Here is a 20,725-nt window from a genome sequence, read left to right as displayed (position 1 = left end):
GTGAACAGCTGCGAGGCGATCACGAGGGAGAACACGTTGTAGATGGTGTCGTACTGGGTCTGGGTTAGGGAGTCAGGTATCAAGATGTCCTCTACTGTCCACGAGCATTTGCCGAAATGACGGCGATTGAGTCGAAATATAGCTAACCGAGTTATGTACCAAAACATACTCCGGCCGACAAGATTTTGCCAGTAAATTCGAGACCGATTCCGGGAAAGCCTGATCAGTTTCGGCTTTTTCGCTAGGCTACTTTTGTAAATCACCCGATCCGCACCATTGCACGAGATCGAGTGCAAAGGAGTCGGATGATTCATGAAGTGGACGCTGACCTCGTGATACTGGGCGCGGGTTTGGCCGGGCTCTCTTTGGCGGCCCGGTTAGCTCGGAAGCGTTCCGGCCCGCGCGTCGTGCTGCTGGAACCTCGCACGGCCTATCGAGACGATCGCAGCTGGTGTTTTTGGCGACCGGAACAGCATGATCTGTCACATTTGGTCTCGCGACGTTGGAAAACATGGACTTTTTCCGATGCGGCGGGCTTGACCGTTCGGCACCAGGTGCCCGGGCTGGCGTACCAGTACGTTCGGGGCAGCGATTTCTACGTAAGCGCGCAGGCCGACATTGCCGAGTCGCCGCGCGTCGAGCTTTGCCTCGGGGTGCGTGCCGGCACGGTTACGGCGGTTTCGGGCGGTGTTCGGGTGGAGTCCAGCGCGGGCACGCTGTTGGCGCGTCAGGTGATTGATACCCGGCCCCGCGCTGCGGCAACGATGCTGTACCAGAGCTTCGTGGGACTCGAACTGGAACGTGACTGTCCGCTGCCGTTCGACCCTGGCGAGGTGACGCTGATGGGGTCCCTCGCGTCCGACGCCGAGGGCTTGGGTTTTGTGTATGCCTTGCCGCTGGGACCGAACCGCGCGATCGTGGAATGGACGCGGTTCGGCACGGCGCCGATCGACCGGGACCGCTTGGTCCTAGAGCTGGATCGGGTGCTAAACGGGCTCGGCTTGGCTGACGCCCACCGGGTACGAAGCGAGGGCGGCGTGCTGGCCATGGGACTGGGCCGCCAGGCCGCGCCGCCAATCACCGGCGTGGTGCATGCTGGCAACGCCGGCGGTGCGCTGCGAGCTGCTTCGGGCTACGGGTTCTTACGCATTGCACGTTGGGCCCAGCTGTGCACGGAACGGCTTCTCGCGGGGCGGGAAGCCGTGGGACATCCGGAAGAACCGCGACTGCGACGCACCTTCGATCGCATTTTTCTGCAGGCTGTTCGGGCGCACCCGGAACGCACCGCAGAGTATTTTCTCGCCCTCGCCCGCGGTGTTCCCCCGGCCGCACTGGTGCGTTTCCTCAGTGATGGTGCGCGGGCCGCAGACTACGCGCGCATCATCTCCAGCCTGCCGTGGAGCCCCTTCATCGCCCAGCTGGCCGCGCCCACCGTGTTCAGCCCTGCACCGGCCGTGCCGGTCGCCGCGGACGTCACCGCAACGCCAAGCACGAGCACGAGCGAGCAGGGATGACCGGCCAAACAGCTCCGTCTCAAACGGGGTCCGCCCGCGTCAGGCCGCTGTGGCGCCGGGTGCCCGTCGAGACGGTGGTGTTCGCCAGCCTCGCCTTGGTCACCTTGGTCGTGCTCGGGTTGGGCCTGCCACTGCCCTCGCCCACGATTCAGGTCGTGCTCCTCGGGGTGCTGGTCGGGATCCTGGGCCTGCCCCACGGCGCCCTCGATCCGCTGATCGCACGCCGTGTCGGACTGTGGCGCACCCCACTGGGTTTCGCCGGATTCAACCTGGCGTACATTCTCGTTGTGATCGGCGTTGTGTTGCTTTGGCTGATCGCTCCGGTGGCGAGCCTGGTCACGTTCCTGCTCGTGTCTGCTGTGCACTTTGGGTCCGATTGGAATGCCGACCGGGCGGTTTGGCTGCGGTTTCTCGCCGGCTTCGGACTGCTCACTGTCCCGGCGCTGTCACATCCCGCGCAGGTGAGTGCCGCTTACGTGGTGCTGGCCGGAGACGGAGGCGCGATAGTGGCCAACGTGCAAGAGTGGCTTGGGCCGCTCGCCCTGGCCAGCTTGCTGATCGCAGCCCTGGTTGCCCTGCGAAGTCGGGCGCACGAAAGCATTGAAATTCTGCTCGCGACCATGCTCGCGCTCGCAACAGATCCGCTCGTCTTCTTTCTGCTGTATTTCTGCGCGCTGCACAGCTTTCGGCACCTGAAGGCGGGGTTCCGCGCCGAACGTGGTGGTGGACGGTCGTCGGCCCTGATGGTGATGGTTTACACCGTGGTGCCCATCATTGTAGTGAGCGCAGTGCTGGTCTGGCTCGGCCCCGACGGCGCCCTGAGCGAGCAGATTCTGCAGGTCGTGTTCATCGGTTTGGCGGGACTAACCGTGCCGCACATGATCGTCGTCACTCAGGAAAACCGTCACCGGCGGGGTTTTGCGTATCAGGATCAGAGGGCGTGTTGAAGGAGATGTCCCATGCGATCACGTTTGGTGCGTAGATATTCGGAGTTGGCCGGATGGACACCTGCTGTAAGTGATACGCGCTCGAGGACGGTGATCCCGTGCGCGGTGAGCTGGTCGACCTTGTCCGGGTTGTTGGTGAGGAGGCGCACCGCCTGAAGCCGGAGGTTGTGGAGGATCGCAGCCGCGGCAGAATAATCACGGCCATCCGCGGGGAGGCCGAGCGCGAGGTTCGCATCGAGCGTGTCTAAGCCGGCTTCTTGCAGCCGGTAGGCCTTGAGTTTGTTGACGAGTCCGATGCCGCGGCCCTCGTGGCCACGCATGTAGATCACGACACCGCCGTACTGATTGATTGTGTTGAGGGCGGAGTCAAGTTGGGGGCCGCATTCACATTTCTGAGATTCGAAGACCTCACCTGTCAGACATTCGGAGTGCACACGAATGAGGCAGCCATCGGTTGGCGTGCCGGACACGACGGCGAGATGTTCACTGCCGGTGATGAGGTCGCGGTAGGCGCGGAACTGGAAAGTGCCGTGCTTGGTCGGGACGGTCGTTTCGACTTCAAACGTGACACCAGACATCTCGATGGCACGAATGGTGCCGACACCGACTCCCTCCGCCGAGAGTGCCGCGGTGGGTGCCCCCGAAGGGGTGATACTGAAACATGTTTCAGCCATGATCACAGCGATTCCAGTGGCACATCGGCATCCGTGAGCCTGGCGCGATCGACCTGGTTGCCGCGCCGGATGATGCCTTGCACGGCTTCGTTGACATCCCAGACATTCACGTTCATTCCCGCCACAACTTTTTCACCCGCGACCCAGAAGGCAATGAATTCGCGGCCGGCCCGGTCGCCTCGGTACACCACGTCAGCTCCCCGCGTCAGGGGCCCGAACCCGGAGTATTCCATTCCGACGTCGAACTGGTCGGTGTAGAAGTAGGGGATGTCGTCGAAGGACACCTTCTGGCCGAGCATCGACCGGGCCGCCGCCTTTCCACCATTCAAGGCATTGGCCCAGTGTTCGCTGCGCAGTCGCAACTTCGCCACGGGATGGTAGGCATTGGCAACGTCACCCGCTGCGTAGATTGCCGGGTCGCTCGTGCGAAGGGACGCATCGACGGAGACACCGTTATCGATCGTCAGCCCCGCCGAGTCGGCCAGCTCAATGTTGGGCGTGGCACCAATGCCGACCAAGATGAGGTCCGCGGGAATGACCTCTCCGCTGGTGAGTTTCACAGCGGTAGCTCGGCCGTCCTGTCCGAGAACACTGTCAACGGACACCGAACGTCGCAGAATGACGCCATTTTGTTCGTGGAGATCGGCGAACATTTGGCCGAGCTCGTCGCCGAGCGCGTTCGCCAAAGGGATCGGGTCGCGTTCAAGAATTGTCACGTCGTTTCCTAGGGTGCGTGCCGTCGCGGCTACCTCCATGCCGATCCAGCCCGAGCCGATCAAGATGAGGCGCAGGCTTCCGCCCGCAAGCAAAGGGCGCAGCGTGTCGGAGTCATCGAGGGTACGCAGGTAGCGCACCCCGTCGAGGTCTGCCCCGGGAATCGACAGGCGGCGAGATGACGAGCCAGTGGCTAGTAACAGCTTGTTGTACGCGATGGCCTCACCGGCGGCGGTATGAATGAGCTGGCGGGGGGCATCGATGCGGGCAACAGAAGTGCCGAGGAGTAAGTCCACGTCATGTTCCGCGTACCAGTCCTTTGGATCAACGTAGACAGAGTCGCGGTCACTGGATCCGCTGAGGTAGTCCTTCGAGAGCGGGGGGCGGATATAGGGCCGGTGCGCTTCGGCGCCGATCAGTTGGATCGGCCCGGTGAAGCCCTCTTCGCGCAGCGTCCTGGCAGCGGACGCACCAGCGAGCCCTGCTCCGACGATGACATAACTCTGAGAATCCGGCATGTTTCCTCTTTACTGGTCTGCTGGCGAGCTTCGTAGCCCAACTTTAGGAGCCTTCCGTTTATTTTGTCAAGATACTTTGTTTTAGAGTTACGATCATCACTATGAACGAACAGTCACGGTCGGACGACATCTCCGCTATAGCGTCGCTCAGCGATCCACTACGTCGCGCTTTGTTCGATCTTGTCTCTAAAAGCGCCACGCCGATGGGCCGTGATGAGGCGGCCGAGGCGCTGGGCGTTCCGCGCGGGACGGTGGCGTTTCACTTGGAGAGACTTGCTCGATGCGGGCTGTTGGACACTGGATTCCAGCGCCGCACCGGCCGAACTGGTCCTGGCGCTGGACGGCCTGCCAAGCTCTACCGTCGTGCGGCCAACGAGATCATCGTGTCCGTTCCGGGCCGACACTACGCTCTGGCCGGCGAGCTGTTGATTTCTGCCATCGAGCAATCTGATCGCACAGGGGAGCCCGCCCGGGAGTCGCTCGCTCGCGTGTCCGAAGAACACGGTCGTGCATTGGGCACGAGTGCCGGCTCATTGGACGCGGTGCTGCAGTCAACCGGATATGAGCCTTTGGATGATGGCGATGGCGGACTGCTTCTTCACAACTGCCCATTCCACCAGCTGGCGCAGAGTCACACCGAGACCATCTGCGCGGCCAACCTGGCCCTACTGGAAGGGGTCGCGGAAGGTGCGGGTGAGCGCGCCCGCAAGGTGCAATTTGCACCGAAAGACGGATACTGTTGCGTGCGTATCGCCCGGAATACCGAGTAGGCGGAAGGCCCCCGGCGCACACCCCGGAGCGTTCACCGACGTAGCCCGCATCATCGGCCAGGCGTTCACTTTATGCAAATACTGGCGGCGGTACTGATTCGTTGAAGGAGATCCGCGAGCACGGTCTGCTCCTCATCGCTGAGCGCGGCGGTGATGGCAAGCTCGGTTTTGAGGTGATTGGGCAATGCCGTCTCGATGAGATCTCTGCCCGCATCGGTGAGTGCGACGAGCTTACCGCGACCGTCGCCGGGGTTTGCCTGGCGCGTGACAAGCCCGCGATTCTCCAGCTTGTTTAGTCGCTGGGTCACTGTTCCATGATTCGGTCAACGTGGTCCGGCATGACGCCACAGCTTGCGGCAAGCACCACGGCTTTCCTTGGCTTACTCAGCCCCGTCGTGGCCATCCTCCTCGGCTGGGTAATCGCCGGCGAAAACCTCACCCCAATGCAGATAGCCGGGATCGTCATCGTCATCGTCATCGTCATCGTGCTCAGCTCAATCTCCGCCGCCATCATTTCCAGGCACGCAAAACCCTCGTGCTGCGGTGATGCTGATCTCTGTTCCCAGCAGATCCACATTTGACGAGGCCCACCGTTCGAGAGGTCCGTGGGAGCGCAGACTAATGTGCGACGTCACTCGTTTGGTGAGCCGTCCCGGGACCGGCCGCCCAGTACTCAGGCTGCGAGCTTTTTGAGGTACCGCGCCAGGGCTTGTGGAGCCGAACGAAGCGCCTCGGCCTCAACGACCGCGTTGTAGTTCGTATTGGTGTTCACATCGTAGGTGAGCACACGGCCGTCTTCGGCTTCGATGAACTCGATACCGCACACTTCCAACCCGTTCCGGCGCGCGAACTCGAGATATTTCTCGATAATCGAGTGGTCGAAGTCTTCGCGCAGGCTGAACAGCTGCTGACCGGCTACGGGCGCGATGGTGGCGCCGGGAGGCATGATCAGTTCGCGCGTGATCGGGTCGATGGCGCAGGCATCCGCTGGGCACAGCTGGAAGCCGCCGCGCGCGGTGTCGGCTTTGACGGCGTAGATGAACTCGCCGCCGACGATCTCGGCCCGGGTGATGAACGGTTCCGCAGCCTGGATGTATTCCTGAATCAGTGTGATGCCATCTTGCGGCTCCTCGAACTCGTCGGAAGCAACGTACTCGGCGAGCTCTTCGTGGCTCGTGAACTTGCGCACGCCCAGACCCTTGCCGCCCTGATTATGCTTAGTCATGAACGGGGTGGGAAAGTTGCGTGCGGCGGCGAGAATTTGCTCGCGGCCCACCGCCGCCACGGTGCGCGGGGTGTCGATGCCAGCGGCTTTGAGCGCGACCAGCTGCTCGACCTTACTCATCTCAAGCTCAAGCACACGTCGGCCGTTCACCGTGCGGCGGCCGTGGGCCTCGAGCCAAGCCAATACGGCGCGGGCGTAATCCTTCGACTTTCCATGGTCACGCGTGTGAGCGGATGCGCTGATGCGCGACCAGAAGATTCCCTCCGGTGGCACCGAATCCAGGTCGAGAACGCCGTCGGTGAGCAGCCATTCCTTCACCTCCATGCCCTCTGCTTCAAAGGCCCGGGCGAACGGTGGAAACCATTCGGGGTTCTCGTGCAGGGCATAGATCGTTGGCTGGCTAACAGTCATGAAAATCCTTTCGGGTTGCACTGAACTTAAGGAGGCCCCGGCGCGGGGTATTCCTTGGGCCTGACGTCGTCACTACTGCGGGATCATGATGCCGTTGCCCGGGCCCATCGGCAGGTCGAAAAAGAAGAAGACACTCAGCACGGCTACCCACGCGAGCCAGAACGTGACTGCGAAGGGCAGCATGCGGGCGATTATGGTGCCGAGCCCCGCCTGTGGCTCGTATTTGCGCAGCATCGTGAGGAGCACGATCATGTACGGATTGAGGGGGGTGAGTACCTGGGTGGCCGAATCTCCGACCCGGAAAGCACCCTGGATGAACGCGGGTTCATAGCCAAGTAATACGAACAGCGGTACGAACACGGCGGCCATCAGCGTCCACATGGCCGAACCGGAAATGATGAAAAGGTTCAGCAGTGAGGCGAGGAGCACGAAGGCAACGACGGCCGAAAATCCGGTGAGGCCGATGGACTCAAGGCCCCCGGCTCCGGCAACGGCCAGCCAGCTTCCGATTCCGGAGAAATTGAACAGGGCGACGAACTGGCCGAGGATGAACGCGAGCACGAGGAATCCGCTCATGTCCTTGATGGCGTGCCCCATCACGCGGGGTACGTCACTGCCCGTCGCGATGGTTCCGGTGATCTTGCCGTACACCAGCCCCGGAATGACGAACGTGGCGAAAACGATGAACACGATCGAACTCAACAGGGGCGAGCGAGGCAGGAACCCGCCGTCTTCGTTTCGCCACGGGGATTCCGGAAGGAGCACGCCGACGAGGATCACTCCGGCGACGACGACGCCCGCCACGAATGCCCAGAACAGGCCACGATTCTCGGTGTCCGTGAGCCGTGTGTTCATCGCGGCGGGACCCGACACGTCGTCGTTGTCGATGATCTCCTCGCGCGCGATCCCTTGGCGGCCTAGACGCGGTTCGAGGATTTTGTCGATCATGAAGCCGGCCAGGGCGATGAGTACGAGCGCGGAGACCACATTGAAGAAGTAGTTCGAAACCGGGGTCACAACGGAACCGGCATTGGGTAGGTTCTGGGTGACCGACGTGGTGATTCCGGCGAATAGGGCGTCGAGGCTTGTCACGAACAGTGAGGTCGAGTAGCCGGCACCCACGGCGGCAAACCCGCCGAGCAGCCCGGCGACGGGATGCCGGCCGGCGGCCTTGAACACCAGGGCTGCGAGCGGGGGGATCACCACGAATGCCGCATCCGACATGATCGACCCCACGACCCCCACGAACGCCACGGCGTAGGGCAGCGACCAGCGCGGCGCCGAACCGAAAGCCTTACGGATCAGCGCGGCGAGCAGGCCGGACTTCTCGGCAACACCGACCGCGAGCAGGATGGGCAGCACCGTCGCCAGCGGCGGGAAGCCCACGTAGTTGACCCCAATGTTCTGGGTGAACCACGTGAGCCCCTCGGCGGTGAAGAAGCCTTTGATCACTGTGATCTCGTCGGTCCCGGGCAGCTGCACCGTGACGTTGGCCCAGGCCATGGCAGTCGACGCCACCGCAGTGATTGCGAACAGCAAGAGGAAGAGCATGAACGGGTCGGGCAGCTTGTTGCCGACGCGTTCGATTCCACCGAGGACACGGTCGATCAGAACGGTACGCCGAGTGAGGGTCTGTGCTGAAGACATGGGGACTACCTTGCGTCGGATGGAACAAAACGATCGGTGTAAAGGAGTTAGACAGTGGCCGGTGAGGCGTCAGTCGAAGAAGTGCGGCACATCGATGGCGCCGCCCTGCTCCGCGAACTCGGTGGCCACGCTGCGGCGCAATTCGGCGTCGCAGAGAAAATCCAGGGCGGTGAGGGCGAGGCCGCAGGCGCCGTCGATGGCGCCCGACTCTGCGGCATCCGTTGCGGCGGCCGCCGCGAATTCGCGGGTGTGCAGGGCAACGTCGGATGCCGCAATCTTGATCAGTGGGTGGATACCGGGGATGCGATGGCTCACGTTGCCGAAGTCGGTGGACGCTGCGATGGTTTCCGACACCACGCCAAGGGGGAGCGGTTGGCGCCCGCGGCGCTGCTGGGCGGCGACCCAACGACCGGTGAGTGCGCTGTTCGTGCGCACGGGGAGTGAGGGGGCGTGCTCGTCCCAGTCGATCTCAACACTCGTTCCCGTCATCACTGCCGCGCCGCGCGCGATGTCATCCAGTCGCACGCTGAGGTCTTTGAGCGTGTCCGCGAACTTGGAACGGGCGTAGAGCTTGAGTACTGCGCGCTCGGGAATGATGCTCGGCCGTGTTCCCCCTTCACTGATTACAGCGTGCACGCGATCCACCGGCGGCAGCTGTTGGCGCAGCAGGCCAACGGCCTGGTACGCCAGGGTTGCGGCGTCGAGCGCGTTGCGACCCATAAAAGGTTGAGCGGATGCGTGCGCCGCGACGCCCGTGAACGTCACGGTGAGCACGCGCCGACCGAGCCACACCTGGTCGGCGAGGTCGTAGCCGTACGGGTGCACCATGATTGCGGCGTCGATGCCATCGAAGGCGCCATGCCTGGCCATTACTTCTTTGCCGGAAAAGCCTTCCTCGGCGGGAGTGCCGAGGAAGACCACCCGGCCTCTGAATGCGTTGGGATTCTCCTTGAGAGTGTTGGCCAGTGCGAGGAAAGCGCCGACTCCGGTAGCGGCGATCACGTTGTGCCCGCAGCCGTGCCCGACGTCGGGCAAGGCGTCATACTCGCTGAGAATCGCGATGGCCGGGCCGTCGCCTGAGCCGATCTCGGCGCGGATCGCCGTGTCGAGTCCGTGCACGCCGAGCTGCGCGTCTATCCCATAGCGACCGAGCAGCTCCACCAGATAGGCGGCGCTTCGATGCTCGGTGAAGGCGATCTCCGGGTCGGCGTGCAGGGTGTGAACGACGTCGTTCAGGTCTGGGGCGAGCGCCTCTACCTGGCTTTCGACCGCGCTTACGAGTTCGTCCGGGGCCCCGGAGAAAGGCGACGGTACCGACTCATAGGTCTGGATCCTGCGGGCGGTTTCGGCCTGAAGCTTCTGCAGATACGTGGTGCTCGGCACTGTGGACTGGCTCATATATCCACCCTAGACAGGGAGACTACCCGGTGTCGCCGTGCTGACCTCTGCCGTCATCTTCAAGACCTGTGCGAGTGGCATGACCAAGGACGAGCCCGATCATGCCAGCGCCTGCTCCCCTGAGCCCCTGGAAACCTCGGCGATCCGCTTGATCGCGGCGAGGGTTTTGGGGATGCCGTCGAGGGCTTGCTGGGTGCGGTCGGTGATCTGCGCATGGGCGTCTTCGCCGAACTTCTCCTCGAACATCGCGATCCCGTCCGGCAAAAACTCCCACGACTCCGTGAGCATGGTCCCGGTCCCGTTCTCTGTGGCGGTGAAGCTGAAGCCCCAGCGGGCGAAGCTGCCGCCCACCACCCAGGCGAACTCGTGCCCGCGCTCTGCCGCCACCACCTCAGACCGGGTCTGCCAGGTCCGGTGCGGGAGCTCGTTGCGCCCGGTGAACCAGGCACCGACCCGACCGGCCTCGGCCTCGTCGTCCCACCAGCACGATGTACAGACCGGGCTCCACTCGCCGGTGCGGGTGATGTCGGAGAGCAGGTCGTAGAGAGACGTAGCTGATGCCTCGACGATGACCGACTCCTGGTGGCTGAGGATGCGTGTCTCACTCATGCGTTTACCCTAACGAACGGGGTCACTTCTTCTGCCGCCGACTGCCGCCGTGCCAGTCCTCCTGCTTTCCGGCCGTGTCCGTGTCGACTCCGAACGCGGCCAGCTGGGGCTGCTCGCGCAGGCTGCGTTTGAGCTCGGCAAAACCCGGGAAGCGTGCCAGAGCGACCACGTGGTCCCATAACTCGACCGCGACGTCCTCGTGGGGCAGCCGGCTGATTACCGGCCCGAAGAAGGCAACACCGGTGGGCGGCTCGAAGTGGATGATGGGCGTGCCCACGTCTTTTCCCGTCAGCGAGAGCGCCTCGTCTGTCTCCTGCTGGATCTCCCGGTCCCATGATTCGTCATCGAGAGCTTCCGCCAGCTCGAGCGGCAGGCCCGCCTCGGCGAGGATCGGCTCCAGGAACTCCCGCGTCCCGCGGAGCTCACGCACCTCGCCCTCGGTCCGATGGTCGTCCGGGCCGGGGGCAGTGTCGAAGATGTGGGTCCCGAATGCGGCGTATAGCGGAGCCACCGCCTCGCGTCCGTGCTCCGCTCGCGTCCGAGCGGCAACCCGCAGGAGCCGGAGCCCGGCGGTGTGACCAGCCTCGTACTCGGGAGGAAAGTGCGCGTCGTAGTCGACCCGGGCATTAATCAGGCGCAGGGAGATGAACCGCCAGTCCACGGTGTAGTCGCGCTGCTTTTGCACCTGTCGCACCCACTTGCTGGTCATCCAGGCAAACGGGCAAACCGGGTCGAAGTAGAAGTTGATGTCGGCGTCCATGCGTCCACCCTAGGACAGTGCCGCACAGGACAGTGCCGCACACACGACCGAGATCGACCTGTCGAGGTGGGCCCGACGGGCGTTCCCTCCCTCGATCAGTGCTTGCGCTGGATCAGGACGGTGGTGAGCTGTTGCGTGGACATCGAGCACTTGCGCACCCTGGTGAGAATCACCAGTTCGGCACTCCGGGACGGATCCCGGGGCTGCACACTGGCCCTCACTTACGCCGAGCGCTACCCTCAGCACATGCGTACCCTGGTCCCGGTCTTCGTCACCATGACAGAGTCCTCGATTTACCGGCCCGCTATTTCCGGTTGTGGTTCGCACGCATCGTGGCGCGCTATTTCTCACACGAGGCTTGGCTTGAAGAGGACCAACTGCTGCGTAATGCCGAACGTCTCGCCACATTTCCCGGCGTGCGTTTCAGAAGCATTAGAGAGATAAGAAAGGGAATCATGCCTGCCCAGGAGGACTACCCTCAAAATATCGACACCACCTTCACGGCAACAGTCACCACCGAGCGCAACAGCGGCTGGACCTGCGTTGTCATGCCTGAGTCGGGAGTTTTTTTCGGAACCAGAAAGCCTGTGAAAGTTGCCGGCACGATCGACGGGCATCCTTTTACCGCGACGCTGCTCCCGATGGGTGATGGAACGCACATGGTTCCGCTCAAGGCAGCCCTGCGCAAAACAATCGGCAAAGTGATCGGCGATGAAGCTGAAGTTCACCTCGATCAACGATTCAGTTGACCGCACTATCGGCTGAAATCCAGTCGTCGGCCGCCCGTCATCTGCCGGACTGGTTGACGCGTGTGCCATGTCGACAAAAGTGCGGCCAGACCGCATGCTGCTGGGAGACCACCCCGTGGTCGATAAACTTTGGGTATGTCAGACCAGCACTTCGAGCAGGATGAAACCCTGCGCCTGCCGACCATCCAGTTTCGCGTCGTTCTCGATCTGGGCCCCCGGCTCGCCGCGGCCGTCACCCTACCGGCGGAGCTGGCGCACCCCGATCTGTTCGCCGACCGCGACGACGAGGGCGGGGCGCTCAACCTGTCGATCGACTTCGACAGTGGCCAGCTGCACGTGCTGCTCGACGAGGCCGGCCCCAGCTTTCACTACCACGGCACGAGCGACCCGTTCGAGAGCCCGTGGCCGGCCGATCAGACCGAAAAATTGCTCGAGTGGGCGCTCATCCTGGTGCAGGAGATCGACGCCCTCGATGAACTGCTCGACTCGATCTTTGAGGCCGCCGAGTGGTTCGAGCAGGGGTTCACACTCTACGTTCCCGAGACTGAACCGACCCAGCTCGAACTGATTGAAGTCGGAATCATCGGCGAGCTGCTGACGCTGCCGTGGCTCGGCTCCGGGCGCGTCGACCACGAGCATGTCGAGGGGGATAACCACCCGATCGCCCTGCTCTGGAACATGAACAACGACGACCCCGACACGCCGATCGCCCGCGCCTGGCTCGATCTGGAGACCGGCGAGCCGCGAACGGCCGCCGAGCCGGGAGTGGACTGGAACGCCGTAGCCATGAGCGAAGACGAGGTTCTGGAGTGGCTCGTCGGCATCTACACCAACCACCATGTGGCCCCGACACCCGAGGCGCAGATCATGCGGGCGGCGCTGGAGCGCATTGGCGGCATCCGCTGATCCGACGTTGATATTGTGTGGTTGGTCATTTTCGGCCCGGCTCACTGACGGTCGGGTTGATGGCGGGCATCCGTGTCACACGCAGCCGCGCGTCGCTAGCGAAAGCGTGGCGCCCGGGCCAGCGCGGCGAGCAAGCGTTCCAGGGGGCCCTTGCCGAGAAAATAACGCCACAGGCTGGCACCGATGAAGGTGATTAGCAGCATCCCGATCAGCAGCGGCCAGCCGGGATAGTCGATTTCGGCGCTGCCGGCGATAACGGCCAGGGCGAGAATCTGCAGGGTGTAGACAGTCAGTGCCATCTGGCCGGTCGCCCCGACCGGCCAGAGGATCACGCGCAGCGCACGCCCTACAGACCGTCGCCGAACAGCAGTGAGCCAGAGCAACGCTCCAAGGAGTGCGACCGCGACCCCGCCGGAGCCGATCACCTCGGCGATCGATCCGGAATGGGCCGCGGCGTTGACCCCGGGGAGCACGATGGCCGCGCCGTAGCCGGCGACCACCGCTGCTGTTCCGGCACCGACGAGGGCTACCTGGGTTTTCGCACTGCCCAGATCGGAGCGCGCGATCATGAGCCCGGCCAGCAGAAAGGGCATCCAGATGAGCACCGGGTAGGTGCCATTGAGAAAGAAGTAGTCGACCAGGTAGGCGAGCGGCGGCCGGGCGGCATCCACTTCGCCCTGGGCGGCGCCCAGCAACGGTGCGCCGAAGAGAAAGACGACGCCGATCAGGGCTATCAGCCACCGCTGGAGAAAAAGCATCGGAATCAGCAGCAGAAACATGAGGGCGTAGAAGTGCAGGATGACGGCAACGCCGCTCTGCAAGCTAGCCAACACGATGCCGAGCAGAAACAGGAAGAGCGCGCGCACCACGATGCCGGTCACACGCTTGGAACGCTGGCCGCGCGCGAGCGGATGCTGTGACCCGGTCATGATACCGAGCGATACCCCGGCCAGGGTCGCGAACAAAATGGAGGATCGCCCGTCGGCGAGCAGCTCGGCGTCACTCAGGCGCGGGATGGCATGCGCCACGAACATGCCGATGATCGCCAGGCCCCTGGCGATGTCGATGGCGACGACCCGTTCGCTCGCGTCGGCCCTGTTGTGCATGAAAACAGGCTACGGGTTCATCCGGGCAGGTTCGCGCTGGGGTTGGCCGAGGCCGCGGGTCGTCGCGGCACGCTTTCCGGTTCGCGGCGTCCCTTGGTAGGAGTGCCGCTAGCGCTAACGCGTGCCGCTAGCGCTAACGCGTGCCGCGAGCCGATACCGGGAGGGGGTAGACGGCGAGTGGGTGCGGGGCCGCCTGATTGTGACAACACCCAGTCAGAAGGCGGGTCGCCCGCAGACCGGCCTGCGGCAAATGGTAACGTCGCCTAGGTCTAGCAACTGGTTTGACGGTCGACGCCCTTCTGCAAGGAACCTCCATATGCCCCATCGCATGAATCTTTCCAAGAACCTCCCACGCACATTAACGGGGCTGTCAAGCGAAATACTGCAGGATCTGCAACAACTCGCCCGCACCCCGTCTCTGCTCGTGGCCTGCAACTACGGAGGCACACTGTCCCATCACGTTGCCTCGAACGTGCCGTCTGTGCTGTTGGCCGAGTCTGCGACCGCCCTACGCGCCCTCGCCGCCCTGCCCAATACCCATACGGCCGTCATGTCGGGGCGCCCGCTGCGCGACCTGGCCGCGGATTCCCGGCTGCCGCGGGAGGTACACCTGGTCGGGTCGAACGGAGCCGAATTCGACTCGGAATTTTTTGACGCCCCCGAGCCCTCCGATGAGTCCCAGGATTCCGGCATCGCGCTCGACCGGCTGCGCACCCGTCTCGGCGTCAGCGCCGCGTTCTTCGCCGGCGATGCCGCAAGCGACGAAATGGCCATGAACACCTTGCACGGCCCCGACCTCGGTATTCGCATCGGCGACGACGAATCCGTCGCCGCTCACCGCATCAGCGGACCCGAAAAGCTCGCCCAGATTCTGGCCCTGCTGTTCGAGCTGCGCAAGGACTGGCTGTTCGGTCAGCACGTCGTCGCCATTGAACGCCACTCCATGATCGGCGACGGCACCTCGACCGCCCTCGTGACGCCGGAGGCGCGCATCTGTTGGATGACGCATCCGCTGCCCGATTCTGGCTCGTTGTTCGCGAGTATCCTCGGCAGCGAAGAAGCCGGGCACTTCTCGATCGAACCGGTCAAGAAGAGCCGCGTGCTGGGCCAGCGCTACATCGACAACACCATGATCGTTGAAACCCGCTGGGCCGACGTCACCGTCACCGATTACATCGAGCCGTCCCCACTCGGCATCACCAACCTCGTACGCAAGCTCACCGGCACGGGGCTTGCCCGCATAGTGTTCGCGCCGCGGCCCGATTACGCCGTCGCATTCTTCAACATGCACGCGACCGACGGTCTGGTGACCATCACCGGCACCGCCGACCCGATCGTGCTCTCGGCGGCCGGCGTCGAGTTCACGGTCACGACTGACGGCCGCAACGAAACGGCCACCGCCGTCGTCGACCTCTCGCAGGGCGCGATCATGCTCAACCTGCGCTGCGGCGACACCGAGCCGTACACAGCGGATGCCTCCGGCGAAGCGGCGCGGCGCGGCGCGGTTATGAACGACTCGCGTGCCTGGGTCAATTCGTTGTCGCTGCCGAGCGTGAAGCCCTCGCTCGTCGGCCGCTCAGCCCTCGTACTGCGCGCTCTCTGCTACGAACCGACCGGAGCGGTACTCGCCGCTTCCACGACATCGTTGCCCGAGGGAATCGGCGGAACGCGCAACTGGGACTACCGCTACTGCTGGCTGCGCGACGGCTCGATGACGGTCAAGGCGCTCGTCGACCTCGGTTCGACGGCCGAGGCTGATGGATTTCTGCGCTGGCTGGCCGGGGTCGTGGACGACAGTCCCGGCGCGCAGTGGCTGCATCCGCTTTATTCGGTCACCGGATCGTCGCTGTCCACCGAAGCAAGCCTCGAGTCGCTGCCCGGCTATGCCGGATCCCGCCCGGTACGCATCGGGAACGCCGCCGACAATCAGGTGCAGATCGACGTGTTCGGGCCGGTCGCCGAACTCATCGACAGCTTGAGTGCCCGGCAGGGAACCCTCTCGGACTTTCAGTGGCACCTGCTCACCGAGATGGTCGACGCCGTCACGAGCCGCTGGCACGAACCCGACCACGGCATCTGGGAGGCCCGGCGCTCGCCGCGACACCACACCTACACGAAGACGATGTGCTGGGTGACCGTGGACCGGGCCATCCGGACCGCGGTGCGGCACGGACGCGACGGGGGGACGGGCTGGATCGAACTTGCCGCCACCATTCGCGAGGAGGTATTGCGCGAAGGCTGGAGTGAGGAAGCCCAGTCGTACACCGTGGCGTACGACAGCCCCGATCTCGATGCTGCCGTGCTGCACATCGGACTGTCTGGCCTGCTCGACGTGACCGACGAGCGCTTCCAGCTGACCGTGAGTGCGGTGGAGCGCGAACTGCGCGTGGGCCCGACGGTGTTCCGCTACCGCTACGACGATGGTCTGCCCGGCCTCGAGGGTGGCTTTCACATTTGCACGACCTGGCTGATCGAGGCCTATGTGCTCACCGGGCGTATCGACGAGGCTGAGGCACTGTTCAATCAGCTCATCTCCCTGGTCGGTCCGACCGGATTGCTGTCCGAGGAATTCGACCCGGCCACCGAAACCCACCTCGGCAACCACCCGCAGGCCTACTCGCACCTCGGTTTCATCCGCTGCGCGCAGCTGCTTGACGAGTACCGCAGGCGGTAAGAGTGTGCGGCTGACTCGCGAAGGGGCGTCCTTTTTCGCGAGTCAGCCGTGAAACGGTCCGTTATCTCGGACACGTGTCCGAAAAGTGTTAGTATTGTGTAATGACTTCTTTGACTGACCCGCGCCTGCAGGCGGTTCAGGTGCAGTCAGATGTTCAGCTTGAGTCGAAGCTCACCCACGATCCTCGGGCGGAGCGCACCAGGCAGCTCATCCTCACGGCGATTCGTGCGCTGAACGCCCAGCCGGGGGCATCCGTCTCGGTCGCCGAGATCGTGCGTCTGGCCGGTATCAGTCGTAGCTCGTTCTATGCGCACTTTGCGAGCCTCGACGTGCTCGCCGCCGAGCTGCTGCAGGCACAGTTCGCCGACATCGGCTCGGCGGGGCTGGATTTGCCGCGGCCGAGGACCGGTGAAAATGCCTCACGCCTCGGCTATGCCCGCCTCGTCGCGCACATGGTTGAAAACTTTCCCCTGTACGCAAGCGTGCTGGAGTTGCCACTCACCCGCAGCGCGCACGACCAGATCATCGAGGCTTACGCCACCCGCATGCTGCAGTCGGTGCTCGTCTTTGACGACGCTGTGAACGCCAAGTTGGTCACCACTTACGTCGCCGGCGGCGCGCTCACCCTGATTGGTGCGTGGATGCGCGGTCACCTCGACGTCTCCGACGACGAACTCGTCGACCAGCTTGTTGCCCTGCTGCCGGGATGGCTGCTCGAACCCGAAACCTTATGCGCAACGCCTGTTCGCGTTGCATCACCCACACAAAACTGAAGGCACATTCTATGAAGATCGAAATCGGCGAAACCCTGGTCTATCCGCACCACGGAGCGGTCACCATCACGGCCCTCGCGACCCGCAACATCAAGGGCGTCGAGAAGCAGTTCATGACCCTCAACGTGCACACGAGCGCGCTGACCATTCAGCTTCCGGTCGACAACGTCGAGCTCGTCGGCGTGCGCGACGTCATCGACGCCGCGGGTGTCAGCGCTGTGTACGAAATTCTGCAGAACGCCTTCACCGAGGAGCCGGGCAACTGGTCACGCCGTTATAAGGCCAACCAGGAGAAAATGGCCAGCGGCAGTGTTTACCGGGTCAGCGAGGTCGTGCGCGACCTGTGGCGTCGCGACCAGGACAAGGGCGTCTCTGCTGGCGAAAAGCGGATGCTCGAAAAGGCTCGTCAGATTCTCGTCTCCGAACTCGCTCTGGCCCAGGGCCTGACCGACCAGGAAGCCGGCGACCTGTTGCTCATCGAAATTCAGAACTACGTCGTCAGTGATGAGCCGGTTGAAATAACCGTTTAGTCGGATTGACCGAACACCCTCGTTCGCCTTGCGAGCGAGGGTGTTCGTGTGTGGTCGGGAGACAGCGTTCCGGGCCCGGGCCTGGAACAGACGCAACGACGCGAAGGGGGGCCGGGCGTCCCGGAACCCGTCACGGACGCGGGCCGGCGTTGGCTTTGCGGATGCGACGGCCGTCAGCGACGGTCTGCATCTCCTTGAGGGCGGCTTTCTGGCTCTTCCTGGTGCCGCGTGGGGGCAGCTGAATGTTCTGCTCGGCGGTGATGCCCGCCTGCAGCTGGCGGCCACGCTCGAGTTCGGCGTCGAACTCCGCACCAAATAACAAGGCGAGGTTGGTCAGCCACAGCCAGAGCAGAAAGATGATGATTCCAGCGAGTGAACCGTAGGTCTTGGCGTAGTTCGAGAACGTCGCAACGTAGAATCCGAATCCCAGAGACGCGACGACGATCGCAACGAGGGCGACCAATGCTCCAAGGCTCAGCCAGCGAAACTTCGGCTGGCGCACGTTCGGGGTGAAGTAGTACAGCACCGCGATCAGCAACACGACGGTCGCCGCAAGCACCGGCCACTTGGCAATGGACCAGACCAGCTGCACGGTCTGGCCGAGGCCGAGTGCTGCGCCGACGGCATCCGTGATGGGACCGGAAATGGCCACAATCAACACGGCGACGAGCAGCAGGGCGATGCTGATGACGGTGACGAGCAACTGCGTGGGCTTGAGCGTGAGAAATGACCGGCCCTCATCGATCGCGTAGATGCGGTTCATGGCGCGGCTGAAGGCTCCGACATAACCGGATGCCGACCAGAGCGCGACCGCGATGCCCGCCACCAGTGCAAACCCGGCGGATGGTGCGGTGCTGAACTGTTCGATCGGCCCCGAAATGACGTCGAGGGCGTCGCGGGGGGCGACCGAGGCGAGAATCGACAGCAGGGTGTCGGCGGACTGCCGCCCCTGCCCGAACACGCCGAGCAGCGAAACCAGGGCGATGAGCATGGGAAACAGCGACAGCACGGCGTAGTAGGTGAGCGACGCCGCAATGTCGGTGCACTGGTCGGTGCTGAATTCGCTGAGCGTGCGTTTGAAGACGTATTTCCAGGAGGACTTCGTGACCTTGGCCGGCGTATCCGGCTTGCGGTCGTCATCGGGGGCAGGAGCGCCGGTGAGTTTTTGGCTTCGGCCGGTGTCTGCCATGAAAGTCTCCTGCTCGGTTCGAGTGAAGCCGGGGTCGCGGTCGGTCGAACAATCGCGACCCCGGACAGAAAAATCTACTGAGTTCTGACTAAATCTCAGGGTATGGCGCGTGCTTGGTTTCAGCAGATCTCGAACTATTTTTTGAAGACGTCCTTGATGTCTTCACCGACCTTCTTGGCGCTCGCCGCGGTCTGGTCGGCGCGTCCTTCGGCGACCTTGGAGTCGTCGTTGGTGGCCTTGCCCACGGCCTCAGTGGCCTTGCCCTTGAGGTCCTGCGCGGCGTTTTTGATCTTGTCGGCTGCACTCATGGTGTTCTCTCTTTCGTGAGGTGTTTCTGGGGGAGTGTTCGGCGCGGAAGCGCTGAACGTGAGTAGGGGGGATCTCGGTGAGAGGTGTCCTGGAAGATTTAGGGAACGCGCGTGGTGTGACCGGTACGCACCCGGAAGCCTCCGCTGATCTGCAACAGGGCGGGGATGCGCAGGCCGAGGAGTTCATCGAGGGCAAGCAGGGCCTGTTCGACGACGCGCACAACATCGGCCGGGGAGGTACCTCGTCGACAGGTCACCGAGACCTTGAGTACGGCGTCGCGGGACACCCGATAGGTCGAGACGCGGGTCGACAAGAATTCCGGGTGCTCGCCGAGCGCGTGTTGCAGCGCTTGCTCGGCAACCGTCGAATCAACCTGTGTGGTGCCCCAGTCCGAGGTCTGTTCATTGATGAGGTGGCCGGAATGGCCGCGGCCCTGCCGCAGGATGAATCTGAGCAATAGGCCAACGACGCCCAGTAACAGGGTGAGGACTATGATCCAGATCCAGCTATTTCGCGTGTTGCCGAGCGGCGTAGATTGGAGCCAGTCGGCGACCGTGCCGCCAACCCGGTCAGTAACCGAGGCCCACGCACCCCGCAGTGTGGCTTGCGTTGCGAGCAGGCCGAGCAGAGTGGCCACGGCCAGTAGCGCCAGCCCGGTCACCAGGATAACGCTGCGGTTGAGCGCGCGGTTGGTGTTGTTCACGTTCCGACCTTTCCGCCAACGGCCACGACGACCCGGGTCTGCAGTGTCGGCCGTAGGCGCAGGCCATCGAGCTGGTCGCTTACGGCCTGCTGCACCGAGTCAAGCTGCACCGGTTGCCCCGATGTCGGCACGAGGTGCACCGTGGCGAGGCGACGAGAAATACTGACCCGGGTGCTGTCGGGGTTGATGCCGCCCACGCGAGCGGCACGCCCGGCCAAAGCGGATGCGATTACCTCGTCATCGACGACGGTCACCGTTCGCTCCGAATCGATCAGATGCCGCGCCCTTCGGCCGGGCGTGACCGCGACGACCAACAGGACGATGGCGATAAGGGCGCAGACGAGCGCGCTAGTGGTGAGTAGTGAAGCCGGCACAGTCGAAACGGATGCGACGCCGGTTGCCAGTTCGGTCGGGGTCGCGAGCAGGGCCGGTTGGTCGATCATGAGCAGCACAATTTCGGTGCCGAGCCAAGCGCAGAGCAGAATTGCGACAACGGCCACGGTGATAGCCGCCGCTGACCGAGGTGAATGCAGTTCACGCCGGCTGATGCGCCCGTAAATTGGTGTCATCGGCTCTGAAGACCGATCGGCCGGTGCCGA

At 63.6% G+C, this 20,725-nt stretch carries 21 protein-coding genes and 1 pseudogene; 9 read left to right on the top strand and 13 right to left on the bottom strand.

From position 1 onward, the window contains the following. Positions 1–305: 305 nt before the first annotated feature. Both E3T27_RS16320 and E3T27_RS16315 read left to right on the top strand, forming a co-directional pair. Positions 306–1,514, top strand: a complete 1,209-nt coding sequence (locus E3T27_RS16320; protein ID WP_134574048.1) for a lycopene cyclase family protein — start codon at positions 306–308, stop codon at positions 1,512–1,514. Further along, complete coding sequence (locus E3T27_RS16315; RefSeq protein WP_134574046.1) at positions 1,511–2,461, top strand: Brp/Blh family beta-carotene 15,15'-dioxygenase; 951 nt, start codon at positions 1,511–1,513, stop codon at positions 2,459–2,461. The genes E3T27_RS16320 and E3T27_RS16315 overlap by 4 nt, the downstream gene beginning before the upstream one ends. Here E3T27_RS16315 and ribA read toward each other — a convergent pair. Both ribA and E3T27_RS16305 read right to left on the bottom strand, forming a co-directional pair. Continuing rightward, positions 2,446–3,042, bottom strand: a pseudogene (gene ribA, locus E3T27_RS16310) (GTP cyclohydrolase II); the annotation flags it as partial. The gene E3T27_RS16315 and the pseudogene ribA sit on opposite strands and share 16 nt — an antisense overlap. A 95-nt stretch (positions 3,043–3,137) precedes the next feature. Further along, the gene (locus tag E3T27_RS16305) at positions 3,138–4,367 is read right to left on the bottom strand and encodes an NAD(P)/FAD-dependent oxidoreductase (RefSeq protein WP_134574042.1); all 1,230 of its coding nucleotides are present in this window, start codon (positions 4,365–4,367) and stop codon (positions 3,138–3,140) included. 101 nt (positions 4,368–4,468) lie between these two features. On the opposite strand from E3T27_RS16305, the gene E3T27_RS16300 reads away from it, so the two are divergent. Further along, positions 4,469–5,137 carry a helix-turn-helix transcriptional regulator gene (locus E3T27_RS16300; protein ID WP_134574040.1) on the top strand — a complete coding sequence of 223 codons (669 nt, stop codon included), beginning with the start codon at positions 4,469–4,471 and terminating at the stop codon, positions 5,135–5,137. Between the two features lie 65 nt (positions 5,138–5,202). Here E3T27_RS16300 and E3T27_RS16295 read toward each other — a convergent pair whose 3' ends face one another. Further along, on the bottom strand, positions 5,203–5,445 hold the full coding sequence (locus E3T27_RS16295) for a MarR family winged helix-turn-helix transcriptional regulator (RefSeq protein WP_134574038.1): 243 nt from the start codon (positions 5,443–5,445) through the stop codon (positions 5,203–5,205). Between the two features lie 30 nt (positions 5,446–5,475). Here E3T27_RS16295 and E3T27_RS16290 point away from each other — a divergent pair, with 30 nt between their 5' ends. Continuing rightward, positions 5,476–5,718: an EamA family transporter gene (locus tag E3T27_RS16290; RefSeq protein ID WP_198416554.1), complete on the top strand. Its 243-nt coding sequence runs from the start codon at positions 5,476–5,478 to the stop codon at positions 5,716–5,718. A 92-nt stretch (positions 5,719–5,810) separates the two neighbouring features. Here E3T27_RS16290 and E3T27_RS16285 read toward each other — a convergent pair whose 3' ends face one another. The 5 genes from E3T27_RS16285 to E3T27_RS16265 all read right to left on the bottom strand — a co-directional run bounded on the left by E3T27_RS16285 (position 5,811) and on the right by E3T27_RS16265 (position 11,187). Further along, positions 5,811–6,773 (bottom strand): ATP-grasp domain-containing protein, encoded by a 963-nt coding sequence (locus tag E3T27_RS16285; RefSeq protein ID WP_104195889.1) that lies wholly within the window; start codon positions 6,771–6,773, stop codon positions 5,811–5,813. A gap of 72 nt (positions 6,774–6,845) precedes the next feature. After that, positions 6,846–8,420 (bottom strand): AbgT family transporter, encoded by a 1,575-nt coding sequence (locus tag E3T27_RS16280; protein WP_134574034.1) that lies wholly within the window; start codon positions 8,418–8,420, stop codon positions 6,846–6,848. Between the two features lie 69 nt (positions 8,421–8,489). Further along, on the bottom strand, positions 8,490–9,818 hold the full coding sequence (locus E3T27_RS16275; RefSeq protein WP_104195887.1) for a M20 family metallopeptidase: 1,329 nt from the start codon (positions 9,816–9,818) through the stop codon (positions 8,490–8,492). Between the two features lie 99 nt (positions 9,819–9,917). Continuing rightward, on the bottom strand, positions 9,918–10,427 hold the full coding sequence (locus tag E3T27_RS16270; protein WP_134574032.1) for an SRPBCC family protein: 510 nt from the start codon (positions 10,425–10,427) through the stop codon (positions 9,918–9,920). A gap of 22 nt (positions 10,428–10,449) precedes the next feature. Continuing rightward, positions 10,450–11,187 carry a mycothiol-dependent nitroreductase Rv2466c family protein gene (locus E3T27_RS16265; protein ID WP_104195885.1) on the bottom strand — a complete coding sequence of 246 codons (738 nt, stop codon included), beginning with the start codon at positions 11,185–11,187 and terminating at the stop codon, positions 10,450–10,452. 332 nt (positions 11,188–11,519) lie between these two features. On the opposite strand from E3T27_RS16265, the gene E3T27_RS16260 reads away from it, so the two are divergent. Next, positions 11,520–11,936: a DUF1905 domain-containing protein gene (locus E3T27_RS16260; protein ID WP_241992298.1), complete on the top strand. Its 417-nt coding sequence runs from the start codon at positions 11,520–11,522 to the stop codon at positions 11,934–11,936. A 135-nt stretch (positions 11,937–12,071) separates the two neighbouring features. Beyond that, a complete protein-coding gene (locus E3T27_RS16255; protein WP_134546366.1) occupies positions 12,072–12,842 on the top strand; it encodes a hypothetical protein in 771 nt (256 codons plus the stop codon). A 95-nt stretch (positions 12,843–12,937) separates the two neighbouring features. On the opposite strand, the gene E3T27_RS16250 is transcribed toward E3T27_RS16255, so the two are convergent. After that, on the bottom strand, positions 12,938–13,948 hold the full coding sequence (locus tag E3T27_RS16250; protein ID WP_134574030.1) for a heparan-alpha-glucosaminide N-acetyltransferase domain-containing protein: 1,011 nt from the start codon (positions 13,946–13,948) through the stop codon (positions 12,938–12,940). Between the two features lie 316 nt (positions 13,949–14,264). On the opposite strand from E3T27_RS16250, the gene E3T27_RS16245 reads away from it, so the two are divergent. The 3 genes from E3T27_RS16245 to E3T27_RS16235 all read left to right on the top strand — a co-directional run bounded on the left by E3T27_RS16245 (position 14,265) and on the right by E3T27_RS16235 (position 17,925). Further along, positions 14,265–16,622: a trehalase-like domain-containing protein gene (locus E3T27_RS16245; RefSeq protein ID WP_134574028.1), complete on the top strand. Its 2,358-nt coding sequence runs from the start codon at positions 14,265–14,267 to the stop codon at positions 16,620–16,622. Positions 16,623–16,723: 101 nt separating this feature from the next. Next, positions 16,724–17,395, top strand: coding sequence for a TetR/AcrR family transcriptional regulator (locus E3T27_RS16240; RefSeq protein WP_104195880.1), 672 nt, complete (start codon positions 16,724–16,726; stop codon positions 17,393–17,395). An 11-nt stretch (positions 17,396–17,406) separates the two neighbouring features. Beyond that, complete coding sequence (locus E3T27_RS16235) at positions 17,407–17,925, top strand: CarD family transcriptional regulator (RefSeq protein ID WP_104126853.1); 519 nt, start codon at positions 17,407–17,409, stop codon at positions 17,923–17,925. 130 nt (positions 17,926–18,055) lie between these two features. On the opposite strand, the gene E3T27_RS16230 is transcribed toward E3T27_RS16235, so the two are convergent. The 4 genes from E3T27_RS16230 to E3T27_RS16215 form a co-directional block, all read right to left on the bottom strand. Further along, positions 18,056–19,114, bottom strand: a complete 1,059-nt coding sequence (locus E3T27_RS16230; RefSeq protein ID WP_104195879.1) for a YihY/virulence factor BrkB family protein — start codon at positions 19,112–19,114, stop codon at positions 18,056–18,058. Between the two features lie 134 nt (positions 19,115–19,248). Next, positions 19,249–19,422 (bottom strand): CsbD family protein, encoded by a 174-nt coding sequence (locus E3T27_RS16225; RefSeq protein WP_134546356.1) that lies wholly within the window; start codon positions 19,420–19,422, stop codon positions 19,249–19,251. Between the two features lie 98 nt (positions 19,423–19,520). Then, positions 19,521–20,126 carry a hypothetical protein gene (locus E3T27_RS16220; RefSeq protein ID WP_134574026.1) on the bottom strand — a complete coding sequence of 202 codons (606 nt, stop codon included), beginning with the start codon at positions 20,124–20,126 and terminating at the stop codon, positions 19,521–19,523. Beyond that, positions 20,123–20,626: a DUF6286 domain-containing protein gene (locus tag E3T27_RS16215; protein ID WP_134574024.1), complete on the bottom strand. Its 504-nt coding sequence runs from the start codon at positions 20,624–20,626 to the stop codon at positions 20,123–20,125. Before E3T27_RS16215 ends, E3T27_RS16220 begins: the two co-directional genes overlap by 4 nt. Between the last annotated feature and the right edge of the window lie 99 nt (positions 20,627–20,725).

Source organism: Cryobacterium lyxosi (assembly GCF_004403345.1).
GTDB classification, from domain to species: Bacteria; Actinomycetota; Actinomycetes; order Actinomycetales; family Microbacteriaceae; genus Cryobacterium; species Cryobacterium lyxosi.
Note: the sequence above shows the minus strand (reverse complement) of the source record. Positions and strands in the feature narration are given on the sequence as shown.

Excerpts from the sequence above, each read along its gene's own strand:
- E3T27_RS16270 (WP_134574032.1), bottom strand. The coding sequence starts at position 10,427 with ATGAGTGAGACACGCATCCTCAGCCACCAGGAGTCGGTCATCGTCGAG.
- E3T27_RS16285 (WP_104195889.1), bottom strand. The coding sequence starts at position 6,773 with ATGACTGTTAGCCAGCCAACGATCTATGCCCTGCACGAGAACCCCGAA.
- E3T27_RS16275 (WP_104195887.1), bottom strand. The coding sequence starts at position 9,818 with ATGAGCCAGTCCACAGTGCCGAGCACCACGTATCTGCAGAAGCTTCAG.
- E3T27_RS16290 (WP_198416554.1), top strand. The coding sequence starts at position 5,476 with ATGACGCCACAGCTTGCGGCAAGCACCACGGCTTTCCTTGGCTTACTC.
- E3T27_RS16230 (WP_104195879.1), bottom strand. The coding sequence starts at position 19,114 with ATGGCAGACACCGGCCGAAGCCAAAAACTCACCGGCGCTCCTGCCCCC.
- E3T27_RS16320 (WP_134574048.1), top strand. The coding sequence starts at position 306 with ATGATTCATGAAGTGGACGCTGACCTCGTGATACTGGGCGCGGGTTTG.
- E3T27_RS16255 (WP_134546366.1), top strand. The coding sequence starts at position 12,072 with ATGTCAGACCAGCACTTCGAGCAGGATGAAACCCTGCGCCTGCCGACC.
- E3T27_RS16245 (WP_134574028.1), top strand. The coding sequence starts at position 14,265 with ATGCCCCATCGCATGAATCTTTCCAAGAACCTCCCACGCACATTAACG.
- E3T27_RS16280 (WP_134574034.1), bottom strand. The coding sequence starts at position 8,420 with ATGTCTTCAGCACAGACCCTCACTCGGCGTACCGTTCTGATCGACCGT.
- E3T27_RS16240 (WP_104195880.1), top strand. The coding sequence starts at position 16,724 with ATGACTTCTTTGACTGACCCGCGCCTGCAGGCGGTTCAGGTGCAGTCA.
- E3T27_RS16300 (WP_134574040.1), top strand. The coding sequence starts at position 4,469 with ATGAACGAACAGTCACGGTCGGACGACATCTCCGCTATAGCGTCGCTC.
- E3T27_RS16225 (WP_134546356.1), bottom strand. The coding sequence starts at position 19,422 with ATGAGTGCAGCCGACAAGATCAAAAACGCCGCGCAGGACCTCAAGGGC.
- E3T27_RS16235 (WP_104126853.1), top strand. The coding sequence starts at position 17,407 with ATGAAGATCGAAATCGGCGAAACCCTGGTCTATCCGCACCACGGAGCG.
- E3T27_RS16305 (WP_134574042.1), bottom strand. The coding sequence starts at position 4,367 with ATGCCGGATTCTCAGAGTTATGTCATCGTCGGAGCAGGGCTCGCTGGT.
- E3T27_RS16265 (WP_104195885.1), bottom strand. The coding sequence starts at position 11,187 with ATGGACGCCGACATCAACTTCTACTTCGACCCGGTTTGCCCGTTTGCC.
- E3T27_RS16250 (WP_134574030.1), bottom strand. The coding sequence starts at position 13,948 with ATGCACAACAGGGCCGACGCGAGCGAACGGGTCGTCGCCATCGACATC.
- E3T27_RS16315 (WP_134574046.1), top strand. The coding sequence starts at position 1,511 with ATGACCGGCCAAACAGCTCCGTCTCAAACGGGGTCCGCCCGCGTCAGG.